This is a genomic window from Novosphingobium sp. APW14 (genome assembly GCF_032337075.1).
Taxonomy (GTDB): domain Bacteria; phylum Pseudomonadota; class Alphaproteobacteria; order Sphingomonadales; family Sphingomonadaceae; genus Novosphingobium.
Map to the genome: position 1 here is coordinate 82186 of NZ_JAVYAB010000007.1, position 22898 is coordinate 105083.

Below are 22898 nucleotides of genomic sequence, written 5' to 3' on the forward strand. Positions count from 1 at the left end.
GCGTTCCTAGCCGATGGTGCCATAACGACAAGGTATGCGTATTATCCGGCTATGACAGTTTCTTGAAAGGCTGCCGGCTTCTTTCTATATTGCGATTCATAATCCTTGGGGAGAATGGCGCTATGCCGCGGCCGCAAACGGACATCCAAGCCGGACGGGAACAACTGCTCGACATTGCCACCGCGATGATCGAGGAACGCGGCAACACGGCGCTGACAATGACTGAACTGGCGGCCCTGGCCGGCATGTCGCCGGCAAACCTTTACCGCTACTTCGAAAACAAGGAAGCGGTGATCGAGGCCATTGCCGGCCGCTGGTTCGCCCCCAAGGTTGCGATCATGGAAGAAGTGATCGCCAGCGATCTGCCGCCGCGGCGCAAGCTGTTTGAATTCTACGCGCGGCGCTTCGCCCTGATCCGCGCAATGTGGGAACGCGATCAGGTCCTGTTCCAGACCTATTGCGATGTTGGCGAAGAGCATTTTGATGTCGTGCGCAGCTATGTTGACCTGGGTGACCATTATCTGGGCCAAATCGTTGCCGAAGCCATGGCAGAAGGTTACTTCGCCGGGCTGGAAATCGATGAGACAATCAGCCTGATCAATCAGATGGTTGCGGCCTATGTGAACATCTCGCTGATGGCCCTCGTCATGCCCCGGCTGAGCGAGGACAAGCTGGCCCGGATCATCGATGCGATTTTTGATGGTCTTTCGGCAACTGATCGCGGCGCGCGCGCCGTAACCGGGCTGCGCGCGGCATAACGGGGCTGGCGGGCGACAGTCGCCCTTTGCCCACCTAGCGAATTTACGCGTTCCGGTTTACTTACAAGGGTGTGAGCAGCGCCCTTACCCACGACTTCGCCATCGCGGTCGAGCCCCATGACATCGATTTCATGGGGCACGTCAACAATGCGCGCTACCTCAATTGGGTGCAGGAGGCCGTGCTGGATCATTGGCGCTCCTTCGCCCCGCCACAGGCCGTCGCCGCGCACCTGTGGGTCGCGCTGAAGCATGAGATTACCTATCGCAAGCCCGGCTTCCTGGGCGATGCAGTGGTTGCGACAGTCCTGCTCGAAAAGGTGCAGGGCGCGCGCGCGGTTTACGAAACGGTGATCCGCCGCGGTGAGGATATCCTCGCCGAAGTCCGCTCCACCTGGTGCTCGCTCGATGCCGAAACACTGCGCCCCGCGCGGCTGGCACGGGATGTGATTGCGCGGTTCTTCCCGGCTTAAGGCGTTGACCGGGCCAGCCAATCGCGGAGGCGACTGGCGCAACCGATCAAACGTCCAGATTGGCCACGTTCAGTGCGTTTTCCTGGATGAAGTCGCGGCGCGGTTCGACCACGTCGCCCATCAGGCGGGTGAAGATCTCGTCAGTCACGTCGGCGTCCTCAACCTTGACCTGCAACAGGCTGCGGTTGTCGGGATCGAGCGTGGTCTCCCACAGCTGTTCGGCGTTCATTTCACCCAGACCCTTGTAGCGGGCGATCGACAGGCCCTTGCGCCCAGCGGCCAGGACCGCGTCGAGCAGCTGGCTCGGGCGGGTGATCGTGCCGTCGCCGGCAATAAGGCGAACCGGTGCGGCGGCTTCGGCCTCTTCGCCATCACCTTCCGCGTCTGCCTCAACATCGGCGGCACCGGCACGGACCAGGCGGGCAACGCCGGCATAGGCTTCGGCATGTTCGGCGGCAACGCGGGCCAGTTTGCGCGCTTCGGCGCTGGTCAGGAAGCTGGCTTCGATCGGGTAGGCATCGGTCACCCCGCGCCACACGCGCTGGACCAGCACCGAGCCATCATCGCGCAGGCTTGCGCTCCAGCGCGCTTCCTGGTCGGCGCGGCCCAGCCGTTCGGCCACGCGGGCAAGGGCCGTGGTGCGATCAGCCGTCGAAATATCGGGCAGCAGCGCGCCGTCCAGTGCCAGCGCCTCGATCACCGCCGGGTCATAGCGGCGCGGCACGAAGCCCATCAGGCTGCGCAGCCGCAGGGCATGCTCAACCAGCGCTTCCAGCTCGCTGCCCGCGCGGGCGCCGCCCGAGGTTTCGAGCACGCGGCCCGCAAGACCTGCTTCGACCAGGTAGCGATCCAGCGCAGCGGCGTCCTTCAGGTAGACTTCCGAGCGGCCCTTGCTGACCTTGTAGAGCGGCGGCTGGGCGATGAAGAGGTGCCCATTGCGGATGATTTCCGGCATCTGCCGGTGGAAGAAGGTGAGCAGCAGCGTGCGGATATGCGCGCCGTCGACGTCGGCGTCGGTCATGATCACGATCTTGTGATAGCGCAGCTTCGCCAGATTGAATTCATCGCGGATGCCGGTGCCCATCGCCTGGATCAGCGTGCCGACTTCCTTTGACGAAATGATCCGGTCAAACCGCGCGCGCTCAACGTTCAGGATCTTGCCCTTCAGCGGCAGGATCGCCTGGATGTGGCGATCGCGGCCCTGCTTGGCCGAGCCGCCGGCCGAATCCCCTTCGACCAGGAACAGTTCGCACTTGCTGGGATCGCGTTCCTGGCAATCGGCCAGCTTGCCGGGCAGCGAGGCAATGTCCATCGCCCCCTTCCGCCGGGTCAGTTCGCGGGCGCGGCGCGCGGCTTCGCGGGCAGCGGCGGCATCGATGATCTTGCCGACCACGGCCTTGGCCTCTGCCGGATTTTCTTCCAGCCATTCGGTCATCCGGTCGGCCATCAGGCTTTCCAGTGGCTGGCGCACTTCGGAGGAGACCAGCTTGTCCTTGGTCTGCGAAGAGAACTTGGGGTCAGGCAGCTTGACCGAGACGATCGCGGTCAGGCCTTCGCGCATGTCCTCGCCGGTCAGGGTGACCTTTTCCTTCTTCATCAGCCCGGTCTTTTCGGCGTAGCCGTTGAGCGTCCGGGTCAGCGCGGCGCGGAAGGCGGCCAGGTGGGTGCCGCCATCGCGCTGCGGGATGTTGTTGGTGAAGCACAGCACGTTTTCGTAGTAGGAATCGTTCCATTCCAGCGCGACATCGATGCCGATACCGTCGCGTTCAGAACTGATCGCGATCGGATCCGGCAGCAGCGCGGTCTTGTTGCGATCAAGGTACTTCACGAAGGCCGCGATGCCGCCTTCATAGAACAGGTCGTGTTCCTTCACTTCCTCGCCGCGCAGGTCGCGCAGCAGGATCCGCACGCCAGAGTTCAGGAAGGCCAGCTCGCGGTAGCGATGCTCCAGCTTGTCGAAATCATAGACGGTGACGTTCTTGAAAGTCTCGTCACTGGCCAGGAAGGTCACGCGGGTGCCCTTCTTGGGGCTGCCCTTGCCATTGTCGGGCGCCGGGCCGCGCACCACCAGCGGGGCGACGGCATCGCCGTGGGCAAACTTCATCCAGTGTTCCTGGCCATCGCGCCAGATTGTCAGCTCCAGCCATTCCGACAGCGCGTTGACCACCGACACACCCACGCCGTGGAGGCCGCCCGAGACCTTGTAGGCATTGTCATCGCTGGTGTTCTCGAACTTACCGCCGGCGTGCAGCTGGGTCATGATGACCTCTGCCGCGGAAACGCCTTCCTCGGCGTGGATCCCGGTCGGGATGCCGCGGCCATTGTCCTCGACCGAAACCGAGCCATCGGGGTTCAGTTCGATCAGCACCAGATCGCAGTGACCGGCCAAGGCCTCGTCAATGGCGTTGTCCGAAACCTCGAACACCATGTGATGCAGGCCCGAGCCATCATCCGTATCGCCGATGTACATGCCGGGCCGCTTGCGCACGGCGTCGAGCCCCTTGAGGACCTTGATGGAGTCGGCGCCATAGGCGTTGGCGTTCGGGGTGTTCTGGGTGTCTTCGGACATAGGCAGCATATAGGGATTCCAGCCCTGTAAAGAAAGCGCCGAGGCCCCCTTCCATCCACAGTCTAATGGTGCTTCAACCGCGCTTAACGGCAAGAATCCGCTGGCGATGCGCGCCGGGCGGCTGGTGCCGGCTCGGAAGGGGAAATTCGATGAAGTCAGGCCTGTTGGGATTCGCTTCGGCACTGGTGCTGGGCATGGTGGGGGTTTCGGCCCAGGCGCAGGAAGGCCTTTCGCCCGACAAGGCGAAATTCCGCGCGCTCTACAAGGAGATGGTAGAGACCGACACCTCAATCACCACCGGCAGCTGCACCGCGCTGGCCGGCAAGATCGAAGCCCACATGCTGGCCAATGGCTTTACCAAGGCCGAGCTCACGCAGTTTTCCGTGCCGGACCATCCCAAGGAGGGCGGCATCGTGGCCGTCTTCCCGGGTACGTCCAAGACGCTTAAGCCGATGCTGCTGCTGGGCCATATCGACGTTGTCGTTGCCAAGCGCGAGGACTGGACCCGCGATCCCTATACCCTGTTCGAGGAAGACGGTTACTTCTATGGCCGCGGCACATCGGACATGAAGGCGCTGGCGGCAATCTGGGTGGACATGCTCGAGCGCTTCCGGGCCGAAGGCTACAAGCCCAAGCGGACGATCAAGCTGGCGCTGACCTGCGGAGAGGAAACCAGCTGGGCCTTTAACGGCGCGCGCTGGTTGACGGAAAACCGGCGCGACCTGATCGATGCCGAATTCGTCCTCAACGAAGGCGGCGGCGGGCGCACCGATGGCAAGGGCACGGTCGTGGCCCAGAACTTCCATGTCGGCGAAAAGACCGTCGGCAATTACCGGATCGAGGCAACCAACCCGGGCGGCCACTCGTCGATCCCGGTCCGCGACAATGCGATCTATGAACTGTCAGACGCGCTGGTGAAGCTGCGCGAGTTCGAATTCCCGGTCATGCTTACCGACACCACCAAGGCCTATTTCTCGCGGCTCGGCGCAGCGCGCCAGGACGAGGTGGGCAAGGCCATGCTGGCCGTTGTCGCCAACCCGCAAGACAAGGCTGCGGTGGCCGTTCTTGATCGCGACCGGATGTTCCATTCGATGCTGCGCACCACCTGCGTGGCAACCCTGCTGGATGGCGGCCATGCCAACAATGCCCTGCCGCAGCGCGCCGGGGCTCTGGTCAATTGCCGGATCTTCCCGGGCGTATCCTATGAAGCGGTCCGCAAGACGCTGGAACAGGTGATCGGTGATCCGCGAATGACTGTAACCAAGGTGGATGATCGCGGCCCGATCGCTACCCCGCCGCCGCTGACCAAGGCGATGCTGGAGCCGGTCGAGAAGCTGGTTGCCAAGTATTACCCGGGCGTTCCGCTGGTGCCGATGATGTCGACCGGGGCAACCGACGGGATCTATTTCGGTGCGATCGGCATCCCCTCCTACGGCCCGCCGGGCCTCTACGGTGATCCCGATGGCAATGGCGCGCATGGCCTGAATGAACGGGCGATCGTCAAGTCGGTCTATACCGGCCGCGACATGCTGACCGAACTGGTCAAGACCTATGCCAGCCCCAAGGGCCGTTGAACGAAAAGACGGGGGAGCGATCATGATGAAGCGCACTTTGGGCCTGGTCCTGGGCCTGGCATTGACCTCAACCACCGCCCTGGCCCAGCCCGCGCCGCTCTCGCCCCAGAAGGCAGAGCTGCGAGCACTGTTCAAGGAACTGGTCGAAACCGACACTTCAATCACCACCGGCAGTTGTACCCTGGCGGCAGAGCGCGTTGCGGCGCGGATGAAGGCCGCGGGGTTCAAGGATGACCAGCTGACCCTGTTCGCCGATCCCGCCCATCCCAAGGAGGGTGGGCTGGTCGCCGTCCTGCCGGGCAGTTCCAAGACGCTCAAGCCGCTGCTGCTGATCGCTCATATCGACGTGGTTGCCGCGAAGCGCGCCGATTGGGAGCGTGATCCCTATCAGCTGATCGAGGAACAGGGCTATTTCTATGGTCGGGGCACGTCAGACACCAAGGGGCTGGCGGCGATCTGGACCGATATCCTGATTGGCCACGCCAAGGCCGGGACACGGGCCAAGCGCACACTGAAGATGGCGCTGACTTGCGGTGAGGAAACCAATGGCGCCTTCAATGGCGCCGAGTGGCTGGCCGCCAACAAGCGCGATCTGATCGACGCCGAGTTCGCACTGAACGAAGGTGGCGGGGGCGGTACCGATGGCAAGGCGGTTGCGGCTGGTGGTAAGGTGGTGGAGCAGGCGATCCAGGTCGGCGAAAAGACCTTTGCCAATTACCAGCTCGAAACCCGCAATCCGGGCGGCCACAGCTCGGTCCCACGGCCGGACAATGCAATCTACCAGCTCGCCGCAGCACTCAAGAAGATCGAGGCGCATAGCTTTCCGGTGGAATTCACTGATACGACCCGGACCTATTTCAAGGTTGCCGGGGCGGGCCGGAACGATGCCGTGGGCAAGGCGATGGTGGCGCTTGCCAACAATCCGGCAGACAAGGCCGCGGAAGCGTTGGTGAACACTGAACCGTTCCTCCATTCGAACCTGCGCACCACCTGTGTGGCAACCATGCTGGATGCCGGCCATGCCCGCAATGCCTTGCCGCAGCGGGCCCAGGCCAATGTGAACTGCCGGATCTTCCCGGGGCATTCGGTTGAGGCGATCCGGCAGGAACTGTCAGCGATCATTGGGGATCCCGGCGTGTCAGTCACCGCCCTGGCACCGCTGCGTCCCAGCCCGCCCAATCCGCCGCTCGATCCCAAGGTGGTCGAACCGGCGCGCAAGCTGGTGGCGAAGTACTTCCCCGGCGTGCCGCTCGTGCCGGTCATGGCCAATGGCTACACCGACGCGACCTTCCTCGGCGCGGTTGGCATCCCGACCTATGGCGTGCCCGGCATGTGGGGGGATTCAGATGGCAACGGGGTTCACGGCCTCAATGAGCGGCTCGAAGTGGCCGCGCTATACACCGGGCGCGATTTCCTGGGTGAACTGGTCGCGGCCTACGCGAACAAGTAAGCCGTCCTGATCAACGAAAGGCCGCCGCGCCGGATGGGCGCGGCGGCCTTTTGCTTGGGATTGTGCTGATCCGCGCGAGAACGCTCAGGCGAGCGTGGCGGAGAACATCAGCCCGCTCGTACCGAGCGCGGCGATGATCGGCAGCACAACGGCGACGATGCTACGCATTGTGTGCTCCTCTTGAATTTGTGCGGCTGCTTATTCAGTTCGCAGTCGCAACATAACTATTCTGGTAGACATTACCAGTGCAAAGGCGGCACAACTTGTTGCGTATTTTGCAACTCGATCATTTACCACCGGGTAATCCGGCAGAGAAGCACTCCGCTCTTGCATGGAGCGGCCCTGCTTGCTTGTGATGGGCCAAGAACAAATCACAGAGAGGAAGCCCGCAGATGATCGCTGATCCCGCCCTGCTGCTTGACCAACCCTTCGGATCGTTCCCCGGCCTGATTGCCGCCTGGGGCGAATACCGCGGCGATGCTGCAGCGCTTTACGATGGCACGGTCACCCTCTCGTGGCGCGAAGTGGCAGACCGGGTTGAGCGGATCGCTGCCCGGCTCCAGGCCGATGGCTTGCAGCGTGGGCAGGCGGTTTCGATCCTGGGCACCACGACGGTCAATTACGCGCTGATCTACCTCGCCGCGATCCGCGCCGGCGGCTGCGCCGCGCCGCTGACCACCAGCGCCAGCCCCGAACAGCTGGCCGGGATGGCGCAGGATTCGGGGGCGCTGCACCTCTTCATCGATCGCGCCAAGCTGACCGAGCTGGGGGATTTCATGCTTCCGGTTGGGCGGCAGATTGTCCTCGATGAAGAACTGGATGCCTTCATGGCCCCCGCCGGGACCAGGGCCGCGCCATTCGAGCCAGAGGATACCGATCCGCTCAACATCATTTACTCGTCGGGCACCACGGGCATTCCCAAGGGCATCGTTCACAGCCATGGCATGCGCTGGCGGCAGATGACGTTCCGCGCTTCGCTCAACTATGGCAAGGACAGCCGCACGCTCACTTCGACCCCGCTCTATTCCAACACCACCATGGCCGTGTTCCTGCCGACGATGTACTCGGGCGGCTATGTCTCGCTGATGGGCAAGTTCGATACCGAAAAGTGGCTGGAGCGCGCCCAGGCAGAGCGGATCACCCACACCATGCTGGTCCCGGTTCAGTACCGCCGCCTGATGCAGTTCGAACGGTTCGACGATTACGACCTCTCGTCGATAAAGATGAAATACTGCACCAGCGCGCCATTCCCGGCGGACCTGAAGGGCGAAGTGCTGCGCCGGATGCCCGGCGGCCTGATCGAGATCTATGGCATGACCGAGGGCGGGGTGGCCTGCATCTTCCCGGTCCACGAACACCCCGACAAGCTCCACACCGTCGGCAAGCCGGCGCCGGGGCATTTCCTCAAGGTGCTGGACGAAGATGGCAACGAGGTGCCCCCTGGCACCCCGGGCGAACTGGTCGGCAAGTCGCCCACCATGATGCTGGGTTACAAGAACCAGCCTGAAAAGACCCGCGAAGGCTATTGGATCGATCCCGAGGACGGCTCGGTCTGGCAGCGCATGGGCGATGTCGGCAGGGTCGATGCCGATGGCTTTGTCGAACTGGTCGGACGGACCAAGGACGTGATCATCTCGGGCGGGTTCAACATCTTCCCGATCGATCTGGAGGGCGAACTGGCCAAGGACGAGCGCGTGGTCGAAGCCGCCGTGGTCGGCGTCCAATCCGAGAAGTGGGGCGAAACCCCGGTTGGCTTCGTGGTGCTGAAGCCCGGCGTGGGCGAGGACGCGCTGGAGGATATCCGCACGGTTGCCAACAGCCGCCTCGGCAAGACCCAGCGCGTGGCAGAGCTTTACGCCATCGCTGAAATGCCGCGCAGCCACATCGGCAAACTGCTCAAGACGGATTTGCGCGAACTGGTGCCCACCAAGCCGCGCTAGCGCTCTGAAAGGGGATTGCCGCGCCGCCGCCCTTGCCTCGGCGGCGCGCCCCCCTTATCGGCCAGCCATGAGCATCCAGCCTTCAGATTCGATCCTGATCGTCGATTTCGGCAGCCAGGTTACCCAGCTGATCGCCCGCCGCGTGCGCGAGGCCGGGGTCTATTCCGAAATCGCCCCGTTCAGCCACGCCGCCGCCGCCTTTGCGCGGATCAAGCCCAAGGGGATCATCCTTTCGGGCGGTCCGGCCTCGGTGCTCGATGCGAACGGCCCGCGCATTCCGGACGAGATCCTGACCAGCGGCCTGCCGATGCTGGGCATCTGTTATGGCCAGCAGGCGCTGATGCACCAGCTGGGCGGCGAAGTGCTGCAGGGTGACAGTGGCGAGTTTGGCCGCGCCTTTATCGAGATTTCGGACCGCTGCGTGCTGTTCGATGGGCTCTGGGCGGAGGGTGAAAGCCATCAGGTCTGGATGAGCCACGGTGACAAGGTGACCGCGCTGGCCCCTGGCTTCCGACCGGTCGCCAGCTCCCCCGGCGCGCCCTATGCGGTGATCGCGAATGATGAGAAGCGCATCTATGCGATGCAGTTCCATCCCGAGGTGGTCCACACCCCCGATGGCGGCAAGCTGCTCAAGAATTTCGTCCGTCATGTCTGCGGCCTGGCCGGGGATTGGACCATGGCCGAATTCCGCAAGACCAAGATCGAGGAAATCCGCGCCCAGGTCGGCAAGGGCAAGGTGATCTGCGGCCTGTCGGGCGGCGTCGACTCCGCCGTTGCCGCCGTGCTCATCCACGAGGCGATTGGCGATCAGCTGACCTGCGTCTTCGTCGATCACGGCCTGATGCGGATGGGCGAAGCCGATCAGGTCGTCAGCCTGTTCCGCGGCCATTACAACATTCCGCTGGTGCACAAGGATGTCTCGGCGCTGTTCCTGAACGGCCTGGCCGGCGTGACCGACCCTGAGGCCAAGCGCAAGTTCATCGGCAAGACCTTCATCGATGTGTTCGAGGAAGAAGCCAAACAGGTGGGCGGGGCCGATTTCCTGGCCCAGGGCACGCTCTACCCCGATGTGATCGAGTCAGTCTCCTTCACCGGCGGGCCTTCGGTCACGATCAAGAGTCACCACAACGTGGGCGGGCTGCCCGAGCGCATGAACATGCAGCTGGTCGAACCCTTGCGCGAACTGTTCAAGGATGAAGTGCGCGAGCTGGGCCGCGAGCTGGGCCTGCCCGATGTCTTCGTGGGCCGCCATCCCTTCCCGGGGCCGGGTCTGGCGATCCGCATCCCCGGCGAAGTCACACGCGAGCGTTGCGATGTGCTGCGCAAGGCCGATGCGATCTACCTGGAAGAAATCCGCAATGCCGGGCTTTACGATGCGATCTGGCAGGCCTTTGCCGTGCTCTTGCCGGTCAAGACCGTGGGCGTGATGGGCGATGGCCGCACTTACGACAACGTCTGCGCTTTGCGCGCCGTGACCAGCACCGATGGCATGACCGCCGATATCTATCCCTTCGATGCCGCCTTCCTCAGCCGCGTCGCGACCCGGATCATCAACGAGGTCAAGGGTATCAACCGCGTGGTCTATGACTATACCTCAAAGCCGCCCGGCACGATCGAGTGGGAATAAGCCGCTAAGAGCCGCAGTGTCGGGCCGCTAGCCACCGGTCCAAAGGCCGGGCTGACGGCAGGCCCTGTCGCGCCTAGCGGCAGGGGATGGAATGGACCCCGACCCGCGCCGCCGGCCTGGCCCGGCTGGCTGAATTCCTCCCCTATGCGGGACGCGCCTATGCCGATCGCCGCAATCTTGACCTCGGCCCGGCTGACCGCAGCAATGTGTCGGCGCTTTCGCCCTGGCTGCGCCGCCGGCTGATCACCGAGGAAGAGGTAATCGCGGCGGTTCTGGGCCGTCACAGCGCCGCAGCTGCTGAAAAGTTCATCCAGGAAGTGGCCTGGCGGACCTATTGGAAGGGCTGGCTTGAATTGCGGCCCGGCACGCTGGAGCGGTTCAATGCCGAGCGGATCGCGCTCAAGGCCGCGCTCGAACGCGATCGCGGCCTGGCAGCGCGGTTCGCCCGCGCAACCGATGGCGCAACCGGAATCGCCTGCTTCGATGCCTGGGTGGAAGAGCTGCGCAGCCTTGGCTGGATCCACAACCATGCGCGGATGTGGTTTGCCAGCGTGTGGATTTTCACCCTGGGCCTGCCGTGGCAGCTGGGCGCCGATTTCTTTTACAAGCACCTGCTCGATGCCGATCCGGCTTCCAACACGCTGTCGTGGCGCTGGGTCGCCGGGCTGCATACCCAGGGCAAGCATTACCTGGCCAGGGCCGAGAATATCGCCCGCAATACGGCCGGGCGGTTTGCGCCATATGGGCAACTCAACGAAGCCGCACTGCCGCTGGCCGAAGCAGAGCCGCCCTTGCCCGCCGCGCCGCTGGCCGCTGCGCAGCGCCACGATGGCGGCCCCTGCGCGCTCTTGCTGACCGAGGAAGACCTTCATCCGGAAAGCTGGGACCTGGCGGGAGAGGTGCGGGCGATTGCCATGCTTCCCAGTGCTTCTGTTGCAGTACCAGACAGCCCTGCTGCGCGGTTCTCGGTGGGGGCGCTAGACGATGCCGCGGCGCGGGTAGTGGCCCACTTCGGGGTGCCTTGCATGAAGGTTGCGGCCGCAGACCTGCCGACCTGGTTGGCCGGGCGGGGACTGTCGACGCTGATTACGGCGCAGGCGCCAGCGGGCCTGATCCGGTGGCAGCTTGATGACCTGGCGGTGCGGCTGGCCGCTGGCGGCGCGCAGCTGATTGAGCAGCGGCGGGCCTGGGATGATCTGCTTTGGCCCCGCGCCACTGCGGGGTTCTTCAAGCTCAAGACCAGCCTGCCCGCAGTGATTGCCCGGCTGGTGCTGGATCCCGCGCAGCCGCGGCTGCTCTAGGCAATTCAGCCCGGCCAGGGTCGCGCCGGCAGCCGTTATCGCGGCAAAGCGATTCGACCCTGTGGATAACTTGAGGTAAGCGGAGGGCTCAGGCGATTCGCACAAGCGGCGGTCGCAGATGCGTCATTCTCTCTGGGGAGGAGAGGGCAATTGAGCTTTGAAGATTACAAGAGCCTTGTCGCCCAAAGCGAAAGTGTTGGCGCGGCGCTGATGTGCGCACGCGTTGCCAACAACCTCTCGCTTGAGGAAATGGCTGCGCGGACCAAGGTCAGCACGCGGTTCCTGCGCGCGCTTGAGGATGACGATTTTTCGATCTTTGCCAGCCGGATCTACATCATGGGTTTCGCCAAGGCCTATGCCAAGGTCGTTGGCCTGGACATCGAAGGCGTGGCCGCGTCGCTGCGCCGCCAGCTCTCGGCCCAGTAACTAGAGCGCGACGAACTTTCCGGCCGCGCGGTCCTTCCGCACTTTCAATCCATCAAACACCTGGCCGCTCATCGCGATCCAGACCCCCGGCGTGGCGGTTTGGACGCAGGCAAAGGCCATGCCCAGGTTGAATGGCGCGTCTGTCTCGGCAAAGCGCGCCGGACTGAGCGCGCCGGTCAGGCAGATGGTCTTGCCGGGCACTTCGGCTGCCAGCACCCTGGCCGTCTCGGTCATCGTATCGGTCCCGTGGGTGACGACGATCCGGGTTTCCGGCGCTTCGCGTGCGGCAGAGGCGATCGCTGCGCGATCAGTATCGGTCAGTTCCAGACTGTCCTTGCGCATCAGCTCCACCACCCGGCATGGCAGGGCGACCCGCGCCTCGGCCAGCAGCGCCGGGATGCCGCTGTCAACGATCTGGTATTCCGACAGCGCGTCGAAATAGTTCTTGTCGATCGTGCCGCCGGTGGTGAGGACGAGGATGCCTGTGGTCATGCCTCGCCATACCCCTGCTCAGGGGCGGAACGCCACCCCGGTCATCGCTTCGGACTTGTCCCACAGCGCTGCCGCCAGCGCCGTGTCGCAGATATGCGGCCAGACCCCGCTTGCGAGTGGCGGCGGATCGCTGACAAGCATGCCAATGTTGCAATCCTCGCAATAGACCCCGCCCATGCCATCGAGCAGCGCCGAGGTGGCGCACCAGACCGAGGTTGATGCCCCTTCCGCCGGGGTCTTGAACATCGGGTGGACCTTACCTTCGACATCGAACCAGCCCATCGCCTTTTGCTCGTCGATCGTCAGGTGGCGTTGCAGTGGTGTCACGATCCCTCCGGGGTGGACGGAAAAAGCGCGCAGGCCATGGGGCGCGCCCAGCTTGTCAAGCTGCAGCGCAAACAGGGCATTGGCAGATTTGGCCTGCCCATAGGCCAGCCACTTGTCATAGTCGCGATGTTCGAAGCTCGGATCATCAAGCGACAAGCCATTGAGGCGGTGGCCGATCGACGAAACCGATACCAGCCGCGCACCTTGTGCAGCCTTGATGAGCGGCCAGAGCCGCGCCGTCAGCTGGAAATGGCCGAGGTGGTTGGTGGCGAACTGGCTTTCATAACCGCGCGCATCGCGGGCCAGCGGGCAGGCCATGATCGCGGCGTTATTGATGATGATGTGCAGCTGGCCGGTTCGGCGGGCGACTTCCTCGGCGCAGGCGTCGATCGAGGCGGGGTCCGAAAGGTCAAGCTCAAGGATTTCAAACGCGCCGCTAACACCGGCCAGATCGGCCGCCGCCTTGTCGGGTCGCCGTGCACCGATAAGGACGCGGGCGCCGGCAGATGCGAGGGCGCGCACCACCTCGGTGCCAAGTCCCGAATATCCGCCCGTCACGAAGGCGATCTTGCCGGTCAGGTCGATCCCCGCAACCACGTCCATCGCGGTTGAGCGGTAGCCGAAAGGTGAACCTATTGGTGCCTGGGCCGTGGCCATCATGCTCTCCCTGCACGTTATTCCACGCAAGGTGCGGCGCAACGGCGCCTTTGGCAAGGTGGAATAGGCTTAGCGTTCGGTCTGCTTGGCGCGCCGATAGGGGACGAAGTCACCCAGATTGATGAACCCGGTGGTGAAGTGGCCAACCCGATCAACCGTATGGATCATATCGAGCCGGCAGAGCTGACTGCCGCTGGGGCGGATCACCAGGATATCATCGGAATCGAGGTCTTCGGGGTTCTTGGGCCGGTTCACGTAAAGCGTGCTGCCCGAACGATAGACCAGGGCCACGCCATCGATAATTTCCATATCGCGGGTGTCGCTGGTCGAGATGCAGGTGGTCGGCTTACCGGCCACCCGGCCTTCGAGCAGCTTTTCAAGCCGCTGCTGCGGGGTCAGCTTCGGCTTGGCGGAGAGGGCGCTTCCGCCGGCGACCAGCGCCGAGGCGGCAAGGACAATGGCAAGGGCACGCATGGGGCTTCTCCGAATGATCAGGCTTGCAAGATTAGCACAGGATGCTGAACTGCGCCTGACAAATCACGCTGTCCCGCCGACCGTGAGGCCATCGACCAGCAGGCTGGGTTGGCCAACTCCGGCGGGGACCGACTGGCCACCCTTGCCGCAGATGCCAACGCCTTCGTCGATCGCCAGGTCATTGCCGATGCCCGAAACCTTGGTCAGCACGGTCGGCCCATCGCCAATCAGCGTCGCGCCCTTGATTGGTGCGCCCAGCTTGCCGTTTTCGACCAGGTAAGCCTCGGTGCAGGAAAACACGAACTTGCCCGAAACGATATCGACCTGCCCGCCGCCAAAGCTCTTGGCGAAGATGCCCTTCTTCACGCGGCTCAGCAGCTCGGCCGGATCGTCATTCCCGGCGCGCATGAAGGTGTTGGTCATGCGCGGCATCGGGGCATGGGCATAAGATTCGCGGCGACCATTGCCGGTGGGCTCTACCCCCATCAGCCTGGCATTGAGCCGGTCCTGCATATAGCCTTTCAGGATCCCGTCCTCGATCAGCACGGTCTCGGCTGTAGGCGTGCCCTCATCGTCGATGGAGAGCGAGCCGCGGCGGCCCTGGCCGTTCACGCCCAGCAGGGTGCCATCGTCAACCACGGTCACCCCCGGCGCAGCGACGCGCTGGCCGATCTTGCCCGAAAAGGCGCTGGTGCCCTTGCGGTTGAAATCGCCTTCAAGCCCGTGGCCAACCGCCTCGTGCAGCAGCACGCCGGGCCAGCCTGGGCCGAGCAGGACAGTCATCTCGCCGGCAGGAGCGGCAACGCTTTCCAGGTTGACCAGCGCCTGGGCCAGCGCAGAGTCGATCGCGCGGTTCCAGGTTTCAGGCGCGAACAGGTCGTCATATAGCCGGCGTCCGCCGATGCCGAAGCTGCCGGTCTCGCGCCGCCCGTTCTGTTCGGCAACGATTCCGACATTAAGCCGCACCAGCGGGCGCACGTCGGTGGCAACAAAGCCATCGGGGCGGACGATCTCCACTACCGACCACGAGGCGGCAAGGCTGGCCGAAACCTGCACCACCCGCGGATCGCGGGCACGGGCGGCGGCGTCGATCATCTCCAGCAGCTTCACCTTTTCGGCAAAGGGGATCAGGTCAAGCGGCGAGGCATCGGTATAGAGCTTGCGGTTGCTGGCGCGCGGCGGAGCGGCCAGCTTGTTGGCGGCCGGATCGAGCAAGGTCAGGGTCTGTCCGGCGCGGCGGATCGCATCGGCGCTGATCTCGTTGGCATGGGCAAAGCCGGTCATCTCGCCCGAAACGCCGCGCAGGCCGAACCCGGCCTCGCGAGCATAGTCGGCGGTCTTCAGCCGGCCGTCGTCGAACCCGAAGGTCTCGCTCGCAGTATATTGCAGGAACAGTTCGCCATCGTCGCAGCGGGCCAGTGCCTCGCGGGTGATGGCCTGGGCTTGGGCGGGATCAAGCTGGCGATAGAGCAGGGCGCGCGGATCGATGGTCATGCCACCGATATAGGTGGCTTAGCGGCTGGCGCCAGAGGCTACGTCATCCAGTTGCGCCGGATCGACGCCATCGGCCGGGCCGCCCTGCAGCACGAAGCGCTTGTCGCAATAGCCGCAATCGACATAGCCGCGCTCGTCGATTTCCAGCCAAACGCGCGGGTGGCCCAAGGCTGCGCCGCCACGGATATCTTTGGCGCCATCGCAGGAAACGCGGGTGGTGGTGACGGTTGCGGTTTCGGGCTGGTTGCTCATGGCGCCGCCCTCTAGCAGGCGCGCGCGGCGATTTCCAGACTACTGGTAATTCAGCGTCAGGGTGAAATTGCCCTGATAAATGCCGGGCGTCTGGTTTGCCCCCACCCGCAACCTGGCCCCGACCGGAAACTGGAACATGCCAGTGGCCGAGCCAATCCGGAAAGCCAGCGGGGCCACGGTCAAATTGGTGGTCGGCGTGCTGCCGATCACGAAGCTGTCCATCGTCATGGTTTGCGTGCCGCCGACCCGGGTCAGGGTCCGGCTGGTTGCATTGATAGAAATGGTCAGGGCCTGGTTGAAGCTGCCTTTGCCGGCGAACGACGCTGGCTGGTGGGCCGGCCCGGATACCAGCCGGACCCCGCCGGTTGCCGTGCGTGCGCCAGACGGCGCAATGGTTACGGTCCCGGCCGTTGTGCCCGGTGCGATCCGGCCGAAAACCAGATCGTCGACTTTGAAGAAACTGAGCTGGGTCACGATCACGGCTTCTGCCGGAAGCTGCAAGGTGGCCCGCTCGCCCGCCCACAGGGGGGCTGGTGCCGTCAGTCCGGCGAGGGTGAGTAAAGCCGCAAGCCAACGGCCAACGCTGCGCATCCCCGGCGCAAACAGATGGCGATGGCGACGATCCACTCCCGATTTCTCCTTCACTTCAGGCGATTGCCTATCAAGATATGCTTACTTTACGGTAAAGTCCTGCGCCTCGGTCGATGTCCGAAGCGCGCTTTCCGATAGCCGGACACCGGTGAAGGGCTGCTCTGCGATTATGGTTAACGTGCGGGTAGCAGATGCCGGCTTGCTGGGGCTTTACGGCGCGCCAATCCTGCCGCAAGAGCAGGGCTATGGAACAGCCTGCCGCCATTCGCATCCGTGACCTCGTCAAACGCTACGCCCCCGCCGGTCAGGGTGAGGGCAAGCTTGCCTTGAAAGGCGTGTCTTTTGATGTGCCGCAGGGCGAAATCTTCGGTCTGCTTGGCCCGAATGGCGCGGGCAAATCGACCCTGATCAATATCCTTGCCGGGATGGTGATGAAGACCAGCGGAACTGCTGAAATCTGGGGTTTTGATATCGATAAGGATCCCCGAAACGCCAAGCGTTCGATCGGGATTGTCCCGCAGGAAATCGTCTTTGATCCGTTCTTTACGCCGATCGAGGTGCTGGATATCCAGGCCGGGCTTTACGGCGTGCCCAAGGCGGCGCGGCGCAGCCTGGAATTGCTGGGGCAGGTGCATCTTTCAGACAAGGCCAACGCCTATTCGCGCACCCTTTCGGGCGGCATGAAGCGCCGCCTGCTGATCGCCAAGGCGCTGGTCCATCAGCCGCCGGTGATCGTGCTGGATGAGCCAACCGCCGGGGTCGATGTCGAACTGCGCCGCCAGCTGTGGGAACTGGTCAGCGATCTCAACGCCCATGGGGTGACCGTGGTGCTGACCACCCATTACCTCGAAGAGGCCGAAGAGCTGTGCAACCGCATTGCGATTATCAATCATGGTGAACTGATCGCCAACAAGCCGACCCGCGAACTGGTCGAAATGGCGCGTGAAAAGGTCGTGGTGGTCACGGTTGATACCCCCGCGGCGGAATGCCCGGTCCATCCGGCATTCCTGAAGTGCGAAAAGACTGGCGATCACACGCTGGAGATCACTTACGACAAGGATCGCAGCAACGCGGGTGAAGTCCTGTCGCTGATCCAGGGCATGGGTTTTGGCATTGTTGACGTCAGCACCCGCGAGGCTGACCTTGAGGACGTCTTCGTCAGCCTGACCAGCAGCGCGGCCCAGGCGGCGTGAGCCGGGTGTGAGCCACGATGTCATCATCGTCGGATCGGGCGCGGCGGGGCTGACCGCGGCGCTGGAACTGGCCGAACGGGTCAAGGTGCTGGTCCTGGCCAAGGGCGAGCTGACCGGCGGATCGACGGCCTGGGCCCAGGGCGGAATCGCCGCCGTGCTCGATGCCGGCGATACCTTTGAAAACCACATCCGCGATACCATGGTCGCCGGGGCGGGCCTCAACCGCCGCGAAACCGTGGAGTTCGTGATCGAACGCGCCCCCCATGCAATTGACCGCCTGGTCGAACTGGGCGTTCCCTTCAATACCGAGGGGAAGGATCTCCACCTCACGCGGGAGGGCGGGCACAGCCATCGTCGGATCGTCCATGTCGATGACGCGACCGGCCGGGCGGTGCTGGATGCCTTGCTGCGCGCGGCAGAGGCCCATCCCAACATCACCCTGCTGCCGCACCGCGCCTGCATTGATCTGATCACCGGGCGGCACGAGGAGCGCTATTCCGGTTCGGGCCGGGTCTGGGGCGTCTATGCGCTGAACGAGCAGACCGGCAAGGTTGAGGTGCATACCGCGCGGGCCACGATCCTGGCGACGGGTGGAGCGGGGCGGGTCTATCAATTCAGCACGGCGCCGCGCGGCGCGACGGGTGATGGCATCGCCATGGCCTGGCGCGCGGGTTGCCGGGTTGCCAATATGGAAATGATGCAGTTCCATCCGACCTGCCTCTACAACCTTGGCGTGAAGAACTTCCTGATCACCGAGGCGGTGCGCGGCGAAGGCGGGCGCTTGCTCAACCCCAGGACCGGGCACCGCTATATGCCCGACTACGACGAGCGGGCCGAACTGGCCCCGCGCGATATCGTCGCCCGCGCCAATGACAGCGAGATCAAGCGAGACGGGCTTGACTATGTTCACCTCGATATCAGTCACCAGCCGGTGGATTTTGTGAAGGGGCACTTCCCCACGATTTACGAAAAGCTGCTGGGCCTTGGTATCGATATGACCAAACAGCCGATCCCGGTCGTGCCGGCGCAGCATTACACCTGCGGCGGGATCGTTATCGACCTGGCCGGGAGGACCGACCTGCCGGGCCTCTACGCTGCAGGCGAATGCACCGAGAGCGGTTTGCACGGTGCCAACCGTCTTGCCTCGAACAGCTTGCTCGAATGTTTCGTTTTCGGAGAGGCGGCGGCGGCGGATATTCTTGCGCGTTGGGAAAGCTTCGCGACCCCGCCACCGGTCCGCGCCTGGGATGAAAGCCGGGTTACAGACAGCGACGAAGAAGTGATCATTCAGCAAAACTGGACCGAGATCCGCCGCTTCATGTGGAACTATGTCGGCATTGTCCGCACTACCAAACGGCTGGAACGCGCGGCGCACCGGATCAAGTTGCTGATGGAGGAAGTGGACGATTATTACGGCCACTTCCGCGTTTCGACTGACCTGATCGAACTGCGCAACCTGCTGCAATGCGCTGAACTGATCGTGCGGTCCGCGTTGGAGCGCAAGGAAAGCCGTGGGCTGCACTTCACGCTTGATTATCCCAAGCTGCTTCCTGAAGCGCGCGATACCGTGCTTGTTCCGTAATAGCCAACGGGCCGCTCCCTCGCAAAAGCGGCCCGCTCTGCCAGACGCTAGCTGGAACCTGTCGTTCGGTCAGTAGCGCGTGTTAGCGGCCGTTCTGGCTGCCGCTCTTTTCGTCAGGCTGGCCGGCTTTGCGGGTATCGCCCTGACCGCTCTTGTCCGGACGTGGGGTGCCGCCCTGGTTGTCGGCCTGCTGACCGCCACCCTGGCGCTGACCGCCCTGGTTTTGGTTTGGGTTCTGGTTTGCCATTCGATTATCCTTTCGGCCTGTCCCGCCGGTATTGGGGGACATCCTAACAACCGGACGGCCTGGCTATCGTTCCGGGTGTAACGCCGGATCGGGGCTGGCGTGGGACCAAAAAATCGGGACTATGACGCAACGAAGCCTTGGAATTTGGCGATTTCGCAAAAGAACTGAACGTTGAAGGGAAGCAGGATGCCACAAGTCACCGCAAATGGAGTCGCGCTTGAGGTTGAACGGTATGGCGATCCGGCCAATCCGCCACTGCTTCTCATCATGGGGCTGGGAGCGCAGTTGACGCTCTGGCCGATTGAGCTGGTCGAGGCGCTGGTGGCCCGCGGCTATCACGTGATCCGTTATGACAACCGCGACATCGGGCTTTCGACCAAGTTTACCGAGCACGGCGTGCCCAATGTGCGCAAGGTGGTTCTGATGCGGCTGTTCGGGCTGCGTCCCAAGCTGCCCTACCGCCTTACCGACATGGCGGCCGATGCCGTTGGCCTGCTTGATGCCCTGGGGATCGACAAGGCCCATATCGTCGGCGCATCGATGGGCGGAATGATCGCCCAGCTGGTGGCGGCAACCTATCCGGAGCGGACGCTGTCACTCACCTCGATCATGTCGACCACGGGCAACCGCCGGGTCCCACCCGCAAAGCCAGAGGCCTTCAAGGCGCTGACCACTCCGCCTCCGGCCAATGCCACGCTGGAGCAGATCGTGCCCCATGTGACGCGGATTGCCCGCGCCATCGGCAGCCCGGCCTATCCGACGGCGCAGGACCGTCTGGTTGATCGCATCACCCGCGATTTCCAGCGCAGCTTCCACCCGACCGGGGCAGGGCGCCAGCTGGCCGCGATCATCGACGATGGCTGCCGCCGGTCGCGCCTGAAAAACGTAACCGCGCCCAGTCTGGTGATCCACGGCGTTGATGATCCGCTGGTGCGGGTTGAAGGCGGTCGGGATACGGCGGCGCATATTGCCGGAGCCAGGCTGCACGAGATCCCCGGCATGGGCCACGATCTGCCGCTGGAATTGGTCGACGAAGTCGCCGATGCGATCGCCGGGGTGGCGCGCTAGTCGGTCAGTCCAGCGGCACCGGGCGGCGGAGCGTTGAGCCGTTCGGCGACCTGCCGGGCCACCCGGGGCTGATTGGCGATGCTGGCATAAAGCGACTGCGCATTCGCCTGGTTGCCCAGCGCCGCTTCGACATCGCCTTCCAGCAGGACCACCGCGGGAACCGCCCGCTTGAATGGCGCCGGCACGGCCTGAAGCGTCGCTCGTGCCTGGGCCCAGCGCTTGTTCGCAGCGTCCAGCCGGGCCGACATGAACCGCAGCAAGGGGAGGCGCGGGTGACGCGCCAGGGCCGGGCGCAGGACCTTCTGCGCTTCTTCCAACTGGCCGAGATCGATCAGGATGTTGACAACATTGGCCTGGGGGATGGCCAGTTCGGGATAGGTCTTGGCCGCAAGCCGATAGGGCTCCAGCGCGCCCTCAGGATTGTCTTCTGCCAGCCTGCTCTCGCCCAGCAACATCAGCGATTCGTAATGCTGCGGATCAACGGCAAGTGCTTCTGCCACATGCTGATTGACGGCCTCCCACTCGCCCAGCATCGCCATCAGGCGGCCAGCCCGGGCGTGCAGGTTCGGCGATTGGGGGTAACGGGCCAGAGCCGTCATGACCTCTTGCTCGGCCTTTTCAAATTTCCGCTCTTCCATCAGCGCCCAGACCAGCAGCCAGGCGCGCTGTTCGGCTTCCGCTTCGGCTGGCTTTGCCTGCTCTAGAAAATCACGAGCGAAGCGTGCCCGGCGTTGCAGGATCAGCGCCCGCGCCCGGTGCGTGACCCATTCTGGAGTCTCGCCGGTGATCGCCCGCCATTCATCGAGATAGCGTTCGGCCGAGTATCCATCCTCCAGCTCCAGCTCGACCTTTGCCAGGCGACGAACCGTCTCAATCGAGTTTGCGTCCTGCTTGCGTAAGACCAACAGCGCGTCGCGCGCTTCGGTATAGCGCCGCTGGGAAAGCGCCCGATCAATATCCGTCAGTTGGGTGGCGGGCGCCGGGCCACAGCTGCCAAGCACGGCAAGGGCCAGCAGCGCGGGCAAGGAATGCTTCCAGATCATGGTCTGCGGGCATACTGAAAATTGGTTAGCAGGCGGTTTCGAAATGAGAAAAGGGAGGCCGAGGCCCCCCTTTTCCGTTTTCCATTCCAGGCTGGTCAGGCCCCCTGGTTGTCCGCCTTGCGCTTGCGCTTGCGACGCCCCCAGGCGGCAGCAACCGCACCCAGGCCGAACAATCCCAGCATGCCCGGTTCGGGAACCTCGGTGCCGCCGCCGCCACCGGGGTAGCCACCGCCACCTGTGGTGTCGTCGTCACCCGTCGGGTAGCCGCCACCGCCACCTGTGGTGTCGTCGTCACCCGGCGGGTAGCCACCGTTTCCTGGGCCGTCGACGAATGACTTGGAGCTTTTCTTGGAGCCTGAGCCATAGCCACCGTCGCCGCCGCCCGAGCCGTACTTCGAGCCCTTCTTCGAGCCCGAACCATAACCGTCGTCGCCACCGGAGCCGTACTTCGAACCCTTCTTGGAGCCCGAACCGTAGCCATCGTCGCCGCCGCCCGAGCCGTACTTCGAGCCCTTCTTCGAGCCCGAACCGTAGCCATCGTCGCCGCCGCCCGAGCCGTACTTCGAACCCTTCTTGGAGCCCGAACCGTAGCCATCGTCGCCGCCGCCCGAGCCGTACTTCGAACCTTTCTTGGAGCCCGAACCGTAGCCATCGTCGCCGCCGCCCGAGCCGTACTTCGAACCTTTCTTGGAGCCCGAGCCATAGCCGTCGTCAACGCCGCCGTAGACGTACGTTGAGCCCTTCTTCGAGCCAGAGCCATAACCGTCGTCGTTGCCGCCGGAGCCGTACTTCGAGCCCTTTGAGCTGCCGCCGTAGACTACATCATCGCCGCCAGAGCCATACTTGGATCCCTTCTTGGAACCACTGCCGTAGCCATCGTCACCGCTGCCGGACCCGTACTTGGAACCATACTTCGAACCGGATTTCGAACCGGACTTTGACCCGGACTTCGAGCCCGATTTCGAACCGGACTTTGCCCCGGACGCCGAACTCTTCTTGGAATCGCTGCCGGCCGATCCGCCATAGGTGCCATAGGTCCCGTAGCTGCCGTAAGCGATCCGGTCAGCCGCAGCCGTGCCAAGGTCCGTGGCCTGGCCGGGGTTGTTCATCGTGATGGTCCCGCCCGTCTTGGGTAGGGCGGCCGCCTGCGCGGTGGCACTAAGGCCGCCGACGCTCATGGCCAGGGCAACGCCAAGGAATGACGTTTCCTTCAGCTTGATCTTCTTCATATGACGCGACCTCCAAATTGCCCTAACTGCAGGATTAATTCAATGACTTATCGGGCCTGACCCAGTTTGCGGATTTCGCCAACCACGGAAAATCGCCTGTCTCGAAGCGGGTCGGATTCGCCCGCCAAAGGTTA

General features: G+C 63.8%; 21 protein-coding genes. 11 read left to right on the plus strand and 10 right to left on the minus strand.

The window, feature by feature from the left end:
* Positions 1–122: 122 nt before the first annotated feature.
* Together RQP55_RS10015 and RQP55_RS10020 are read left to right on the plus strand one after the other, a co-directional pair.
* Positions 123–758, plus strand: a complete 636-nt coding sequence (locus RQP55_RS10015) for a TetR/AcrR family transcriptional regulator (protein ID WP_315610050.1) — start codon at positions 123–125, stop codon at positions 756–758.
* Positions 759–829: 71 nt separating this feature from the next.
* Positions 830–1228, plus strand: coding sequence for a thioesterase family protein (locus RQP55_RS10020; RefSeq protein ID WP_315610051.1), 399 nt, complete (start codon positions 830–832; stop codon positions 1226–1228).
* 46 nt (positions 1229–1274) lie between these two features.
* Here the strand turns inward: RQP55_RS10020 and gyrB are convergent, their stop codons facing one another.
* Positions 1275–3797, minus strand: a complete 2523-nt coding sequence (gyrB, locus tag RQP55_RS10025) for a DNA topoisomerase (ATP-hydrolyzing) subunit B (protein ID WP_315610052.1) — start codon at positions 3795–3797, stop codon at positions 1275–1277.
* 149 nt (positions 3798–3946) lie between these two features.
* Here gyrB and RQP55_RS10030 point away from each other — a divergent pair, with 149 nt between their 5' ends.
* From RQP55_RS10030 to RQP55_RS10055, 6 genes are all read left to right on the plus strand, one after another.
* On the plus strand, positions 3947–5371 hold the full coding sequence (locus tag RQP55_RS10030; protein ID WP_315610053.1) for a M20/M25/M40 family metallo-hydrolase: 1425 nt from the start codon (positions 3947–3949) through the stop codon (positions 5369–5371).
* A gap of 25 nt (positions 5372–5396) precedes the next feature.
* On the plus strand, positions 5397–6821 hold the full coding sequence (locus RQP55_RS10035; protein WP_315610054.1) for a M20/M25/M40 family metallo-hydrolase: 1425 nt from the start codon (positions 5397–5399) through the stop codon (positions 6819–6821).
* A 392-nt stretch (positions 6822–7213) separates the two neighbouring features.
* On the plus strand, positions 7214–8761 hold the full coding sequence (locus RQP55_RS10040; RefSeq protein WP_315610055.1) for a class I adenylate-forming enzyme family protein: 1548 nt from the start codon (positions 7214–7216) through the stop codon (positions 8759–8761).
* A gap of 67 nt (positions 8762–8828) precedes the next feature.
* Entirely contained in the window at positions 8829–10388 is a 1560-nt protein-coding gene (guaA, locus tag RQP55_RS10045; protein WP_315610056.1) for a glutamine-hydrolyzing GMP synthase, read from the plus strand.
* An 86-nt stretch (positions 10389–10474) separates the two neighbouring features.
* Positions 10475–11689, plus strand: a complete 1215-nt coding sequence (locus RQP55_RS10050) for an FAD-binding domain-containing protein (RefSeq protein ID WP_315610057.1) — start codon at positions 10475–10477, stop codon at positions 11687–11689.
* Between the two features lie 150 nt (positions 11690–11839).
* Positions 11840–12115, plus strand: a complete 276-nt coding sequence (locus RQP55_RS10055; RefSeq protein ID WP_315610058.1) for a helix-turn-helix transcriptional regulator — start codon at positions 11840–11842, stop codon at positions 12113–12115.
* Here RQP55_RS10055 and RQP55_RS10060 read toward each other — a convergent pair whose 3' ends face one another.
* The 6 genes from RQP55_RS10060 to RQP55_RS10085 form a co-directional block, all read right to left on the minus strand.
* A complete protein-coding gene (locus tag RQP55_RS10060) occupies positions 12116–12607 on the minus strand; it encodes an asparaginase domain-containing protein (protein ID WP_315610059.1) in 492 nt (163 codons plus the stop codon).
* Between the two features lie 18 nt (positions 12608–12625).
* Entirely contained in the window at positions 12626–13591 is a 966-nt protein-coding gene (locus RQP55_RS10065; protein ID WP_315610060.1) for an oxidoreductase, read from the minus strand.
* Between the two features lie 69 nt (positions 13592–13660).
* Positions 13661–14065, minus strand: coding sequence for a hypothetical protein (locus RQP55_RS10070; RefSeq protein ID WP_315610061.1), 405 nt, complete (start codon positions 14063–14065; stop codon positions 13661–13663).
* Between the two features lie 63 nt (positions 14066–14128).
* A complete protein-coding gene (gene tldD, locus RQP55_RS10075) occupies positions 14129–15559 on the minus strand; it encodes a metalloprotease TldD (RefSeq protein ID WP_315610062.1) in 1431 nt (476 codons plus the stop codon).
* 18 nt (positions 15560–15577) lie between these two features.
* Complete coding sequence (locus RQP55_RS10080; RefSeq protein WP_315610063.1) at positions 15578–15811, minus strand: zinc-finger domain-containing protein; 234 nt, start codon at positions 15809–15811, stop codon at positions 15578–15580.
* Positions 15812–15850: 39 nt separating this feature from the next.
* Positions 15851–16438: a DUF4402 domain-containing protein gene (locus RQP55_RS10085; RefSeq protein WP_315610064.1), complete on the minus strand. Its 588-nt coding sequence runs from the start codon at positions 16436–16438 to the stop codon at positions 15851–15853.
* Positions 16439–16647: 209 nt separating this feature from the next.
* Between RQP55_RS10085 and RQP55_RS10090 the strand changes: the two genes are divergently transcribed.
* Positions 16648–17595: an ABC transporter ATP-binding protein gene (locus tag RQP55_RS10090; protein ID WP_315610065.1), complete on the plus strand. Its 948-nt coding sequence runs from the start codon at positions 16648–16650 to the stop codon at positions 17593–17595.
* A 7-nt stretch (positions 17596–17602) separates the two neighbouring features.
* Positions 17603–19177 carry an L-aspartate oxidase gene (gene nadB, locus RQP55_RS10095; RefSeq protein ID WP_315610066.1) on the plus strand — a complete coding sequence of 525 codons (1575 nt, stop codon included), beginning with the start codon at positions 17603–17605 and terminating at the stop codon, positions 19175–19177.
* An 82-nt stretch (positions 19178–19259) separates the two neighbouring features.
* On the opposite strand, the gene RQP55_RS10100 is transcribed toward nadB, so the two are convergent.
* Positions 19260–19424 (minus strand): hypothetical protein, encoded by a 165-nt coding sequence (locus tag RQP55_RS10100; RefSeq protein ID WP_315610067.1) that lies wholly within the window; start codon positions 19422–19424, stop codon positions 19260–19262.
* A 186-nt stretch (positions 19425–19610) separates the two neighbouring features.
* Between RQP55_RS10100 and RQP55_RS10105 the strand changes: the two genes are divergently transcribed.
* The gene (locus tag RQP55_RS10105; protein ID WP_315610068.1) at positions 19611–20492 is read left to right on the plus strand and encodes an alpha/beta hydrolase; all 882 of its coding nucleotides are present in this window, start codon (positions 19611–19613) and stop codon (positions 20490–20492) included.
* Here the strand turns inward: RQP55_RS10105 and RQP55_RS10110 are convergent.
* Positions 20489–21535, minus strand: coding sequence for a tetratricopeptide repeat protein (locus RQP55_RS10110; RefSeq protein ID WP_315610069.1), 1047 nt, complete (start codon positions 21533–21535; stop codon positions 20489–20491). The genes RQP55_RS10105 and RQP55_RS10110 overlap by 4 nt on opposite strands.
* A gap of 95 nt (positions 21536–21630) precedes the next feature.
* A complete protein-coding gene (locus tag RQP55_RS10115; protein WP_315610070.1) occupies positions 21631–22764 on the minus strand; it encodes a PEP-CTERM sorting domain-containing protein in 1134 nt (377 codons plus the stop codon).
* Positions 22765–22898 lie beyond the last annotated feature (134 nt).

Coding starts and splice junctions, on each gene's coding strand:
- RQP55_RS10015 (WP_315610050.1), top strand. CDS start 123: ATGCCGCGGCCGCAAACGGACATCCAAGCCGGACGGGAACAACTGCTC.
- RQP55_RS10040 (WP_315610055.1), top strand. CDS start 7,214: ATGATCGCTGATCCCGCCCTGCTGCTTGACCAACCCTTCGGATCGTTC.
- RQP55_RS10050 (WP_315610057.1), top strand. CDS start 10,475: ATGGAATGGACCCCGACCCGCGCCGCCGGCCTGGCCCGGCTGGCTGAA.
- tldD (WP_315610062.1), bottom strand. CDS start 15,559: ATGACCATCGATCCGCGCGCCCTGCTCTATCGCCAGCTTGATCCCGCC.
- RQP55_RS10115 (WP_315610070.1), bottom strand. CDS start 22,764: ATGAAGAAGATCAAGCTGAAGGAAACGTCATTCCTTGGCGTTGCCCTG.
- RQP55_RS10105 (WP_315610068.1), top strand. CDS start 19,611: ATGCCACAAGTCACCGCAAATGGAGTCGCGCTTGAGGTTGAACGGTAT.
- RQP55_RS10100 (WP_315610067.1), bottom strand. CDS start 19,424: ATGGCAAACCAGAACCCAAACCAAAACCAGGGCGGTCAGCGCCAGGGT.
- RQP55_RS10060 (WP_315610059.1), bottom strand. CDS start 12,607: ATGACCACAGGCATCCTCGTCCTCACCACCGGCGGCACGATCGACAAG.
- RQP55_RS10065 (WP_315610060.1), bottom strand. CDS start 13,591: ATGGCCACGGCCCAGGCACCAATAGGTTCACCTTTCGGCTACCGCTCA.
- guaA (WP_315610056.1), top strand. CDS start 8,829: ATGAGCATCCAGCCTTCAGATTCGATCCTGATCGTCGATTTCGGCAGC.
- RQP55_RS10090 (WP_315610065.1), top strand. CDS start 16,648: ATGGAACAGCCTGCCGCCATTCGCATCCGTGACCTCGTCAAACGCTAC.
- RQP55_RS10110 (WP_315610069.1), bottom strand. CDS start 21,535: ATGATCTGGAAGCATTCCTTGCCCGCGCTGCTGGCCCTTGCCGTGCTT.
- RQP55_RS10080 (WP_315610063.1), bottom strand. CDS start 15,811: ATGAGCAACCAGCCCGAAACCGCAACCGTCACCACCACCCGCGTTTCC.
- RQP55_RS10035 (WP_315610054.1), top strand. CDS start 5,397: ATGAAGCGCACTTTGGGCCTGGTCCTGGGCCTGGCATTGACCTCAACC.
- RQP55_RS10030 (WP_315610053.1), top strand. CDS start 3,947: ATGAAGTCAGGCCTGTTGGGATTCGCTTCGGCACTGGTGCTGGGCATG.
- gyrB (WP_315610052.1), bottom strand. CDS start 3,797: ATGTCCGAAGACACCCAGAACACCCCGAACGCCAACGCCTATGGCGCC.
- RQP55_RS10070 (WP_315610061.1), bottom strand. CDS start 14,065: ATGCGTGCCCTTGCCATTGTCCTTGCCGCCTCGGCGCTGGTCGCCGGC.